Raw genomic sequence first — 2,910 nt, forward strand, 5'->3', positions numbered from 1 at the left:
GTTCGGGGGTGGGGGTGGGGGCGCCCGGCTCGCAGGCGGCGGTGGGGGCGCCCGGCGCCGCGGTGGGGGCCCCCCGGCCCCGCGGGGCCGGTGACCGCCCCGCTCAGCCCGCGTACTGGGCGAAGATCTTCGCGAACTCGTACGGCTGCTGGGCGATGTTGGTGCACTTGTAGAGCGCGCCGGTGCAGGCGTTGGCGTCCCGGGTGGCGTCCCAGAAGGCCAGCTCGCCGAGGTGGTGCTGCTGGGCGAAGGCGACCAGCTGCCGGGCGTCCGCCTGGTTGTAGACCTGGTGGTCGTCGTTCTCCCCGAGCATCGGGGTGATGCCGACCGCGGCCCAGAGCTGGGCGTCGCTCTTCGCCGGGTAGAGCGACTTGAGCTGGCTGTAGAGGCCCTGGGCCGCCTGGACGGCCGCGTCGCCGTAGTCGGCGCCGGCGCGGTAGTAGTCCATCGCCATCGCGTTCACCAGGTCGACGGCCACGCCCGCGTCCCGGGCCGAGCGGACGATGGCGACGCCCTCGGCGGTGAGCCCCTCGGGCAGCACCGGCAGGGTGAACGACACCTTCAGGCCGGGGTTGGCCTTCTGCAGCTTGGCGAGCGCGGCGGAGCGGCGGTCGTTGGCGACGGTGTCGGCGATCGCGGCGCCCTCGATGTCGAAGTCGACGTAGCGCAGGTTGTAGGCCTTGACCACGGCGTCGTACTCGGCGAACAGCGAGTCCACCGAGGCGCAGGCGGCGGCGAGTTCGGTGCCGCTGGCGCCGCCGAAGGACACCTTCACGTCGCCGCCGGCCGCGCGCAGCGCGTCCACCTGGTCCTTGGCCCAGCCGGTGCGCGGGTCGTAGGCGTTGAACCAGCTGGCCTTGCAGCCGACGCCGGTCACGAAGCCCATGGTGAAGGACTTCAGGTTGCCGGCCTGGGCCATCGCGGGCATCGACGGGGTCGGCCAGGCGCCCATGTCGATGTACGGGGCCACCGGGACGGCGGTGGCCGGCGGCGGGGTGGTCGGCGTTCCGGTGGGCGTGGGCGTGGGCGTGGGGGTCGGCGTCGGTGTGGCCGAAGTCGGCGGCGGGGTGGTCGGGTTGCCGCCCGGGCCGGTGAGCGTGACGTCGTCGGCGAGGTAGCCGCCCTGCCCGTACCAGCCGTGCAGGTAGACCGTCACGCTGCTGGTGGCCGGACCGGTGGTGAAGGTGGTGGAGAGCTGCTGCCAGGCGGCGCCGCCGGGGGTCCAGACCGCCGGGTCGGTGACCCCGCTGCCGGTCGCGCCGAGGTAGACGTACTGGCCCTGGACCCAGGCGCTCAGCGTGTACGTGGTGTTGGGCCGAACGGCGACGCTCTGGCCGCACTGCGCGGTGTCGCTGCTGCTCACGCCGCCCCTCAGCGCGTACGAGCCGCTGTGCGCGCCGGTGCCGACCACACTGCCGGTGGTGGCCGAACAGCTCCAGGGGCTCGCCGAGCCGCTCTCGAACCCGGCGTTGCCGAGCAGGTTGCCGTCGGCCGCGCCGGCGCTCCCGGCGAGCGAGGCGAGCCCGCCGCCGGCCAGCACGGTGGCGGCGGCGAGGCCGAGCAGCTTGACCCGGACGCCGGGGCGGCGGTGCCGGGCGGGGGCGTCGGGCGCGTGGGTGTCGTGGGGCGCGCGTGGCATGGGGGTGCCTCTCGGGACGGTGCGCGCGCCGCCCGCCACGCGAGGGGGAGCGCGGGCGGGCGGCGGGTGCGGTGGGGGCGTGGTCCGGTGCGGGGAGGTGCGCGGTGCAGCTTCAAACTGGACTAGACCAGCTGTGCACGTCAAGCACCTTCGGCACATCAGAGGCGGTTGCCGGGAAGGTTTTAGGAACGGTTTAAGGCAGCGCCCGCTCCCGGGGCGCGGCCGTGGACGCCCGGGCGGGCCGCGCGGTCAGCAGGTGGGGCAGGCCCGGCACTCCCGGACCTGGACGTCGTCCACCACCGGGCCGTAGGCGCCGCTGCCGGTGGTGCTGGCGAAGGCCAGGGTGGTGGAGGCGCTGGTGGCCACGAAGGTGAACTGGCGGCCCACGTACCCCATGGCGGCCCGCGACTTGCCGGTGGTGTCGAAGGAGAAGTCCTGGAAGTCCTGGCCGTCGACGAGGGCCCGGCCGGTCTTGACGGCCGGTCCGCCCTCGGGGTTCCCCGCCAGCGCGTACGTCACCGAGTAGGTGGCGCCCGGCGTGGTGGCGAAGGTCTGGGCCACGGTGCCCTGGGAGGAGCCGTTCAGGTCGACGGACTGGTCGCCCTCGGCGGCCTGCCAGAAGCCGGCGCCGATCAGGTCCACGCTGCCGCCGGTGACGCGCCACGGGCCGATGGACTGTCCGGCCGAGAGGCCGAGGAAGGAGTTCGCCGCCACCTTCGGCGTCTCGAAGCTGCCGTCGTCGAAGCGGCTGAGGGCCCGGCTCTGGGCCCCCGCGCGGTCGGCGGTGACGGCGGCCCGGGCGGGAACCGCCGAGGCGGTGACGCCGCCGACGAGCAGCGCGAGGGCGACGGCGGCGGTACGGGTGCGCGGGAACGACATGGGGACCTCCCGGACGGACGTGGTGCCGGAGCCCGGAACGGGCCCGACAGCGCTCATCGTCGGAGCCGCCGGCCGCGCGGGGCCAGGCCGGGGCGCGGGCGCCTCGTGGTGCGGGGCGGCACCCGTGAGCTCTCGCGCGCCGGTTTGGCGGGCGGTCGGCCGCCGTGGACCGGCCCCGGGCCCGCCGGGGCCGGGCGGGCGGGCCGCCGCGCGGCGGCGGCCCGGGGGAGGCGCCCCGGTCCGGTCCGGCCGTTGCACACGATCGATCCGCGCGCCCCGGCCGCGCTTCGTACGCTCCCCGTCCAGGGGCCGGGGCCGGGGCGGGCCCGGCCCCGCACGGGGGGCGCGCCCCCCGCCACGCCGGGGGGGGGGGGGGGGGCGGCAACCCCGGG

At 76.4% G+C, this 2,910-nt stretch carries 2 protein-coding genes; both read right to left on the reverse strand.

Translation table 11 applies throughout. The features are described 5' to 3' along the window. Positions 1–103 precede the first annotated feature (103 nt). Entirely contained in the window at positions 104–1,639 is a 1,536-nt protein-coding gene (locus ABT263_RS38575; protein WP_352298584.1) for a carbohydrate binding domain-containing protein, read from the reverse strand. A 249-nt stretch (positions 1,640–1,888) separates the two neighbouring features. Further along, positions 1,889–2,518: a choice-of-anchor C family protein gene (locus ABT263_RS38580; protein WP_352298587.1), complete on the reverse strand. Its 630-nt coding sequence runs from the start codon at positions 2,516–2,518 to the stop codon at positions 1,889–1,891. Positions 2,519–2,910: the final 392 nt, after the last annotated feature.

Origin of the sequence: Kitasatospora sp. NPDC001603 (assembly GCF_040298365.1) — a bacterium.
Classification (GTDB): Bacteria; Actinomycetota; Actinomycetes; order Streptomycetales; family Streptomycetaceae; genus Kitasatospora.

Excerpts from the sequence above, each read along its gene's own strand:
- ABT263_RS38575 (WP_352298584.1), bottom strand. The coding sequence starts at position 1,639 with ATGCCACGCGCGCCCCACGACACCCACGCGCCCGACGCCCCCGCCCGG.
- ABT263_RS38580 (WP_352298587.1), bottom strand. The coding sequence starts at position 2,518 with ATGTCGTTCCCGCGCACCCGTACCGCCGCCGTCGCCCTCGCGCTGCTC.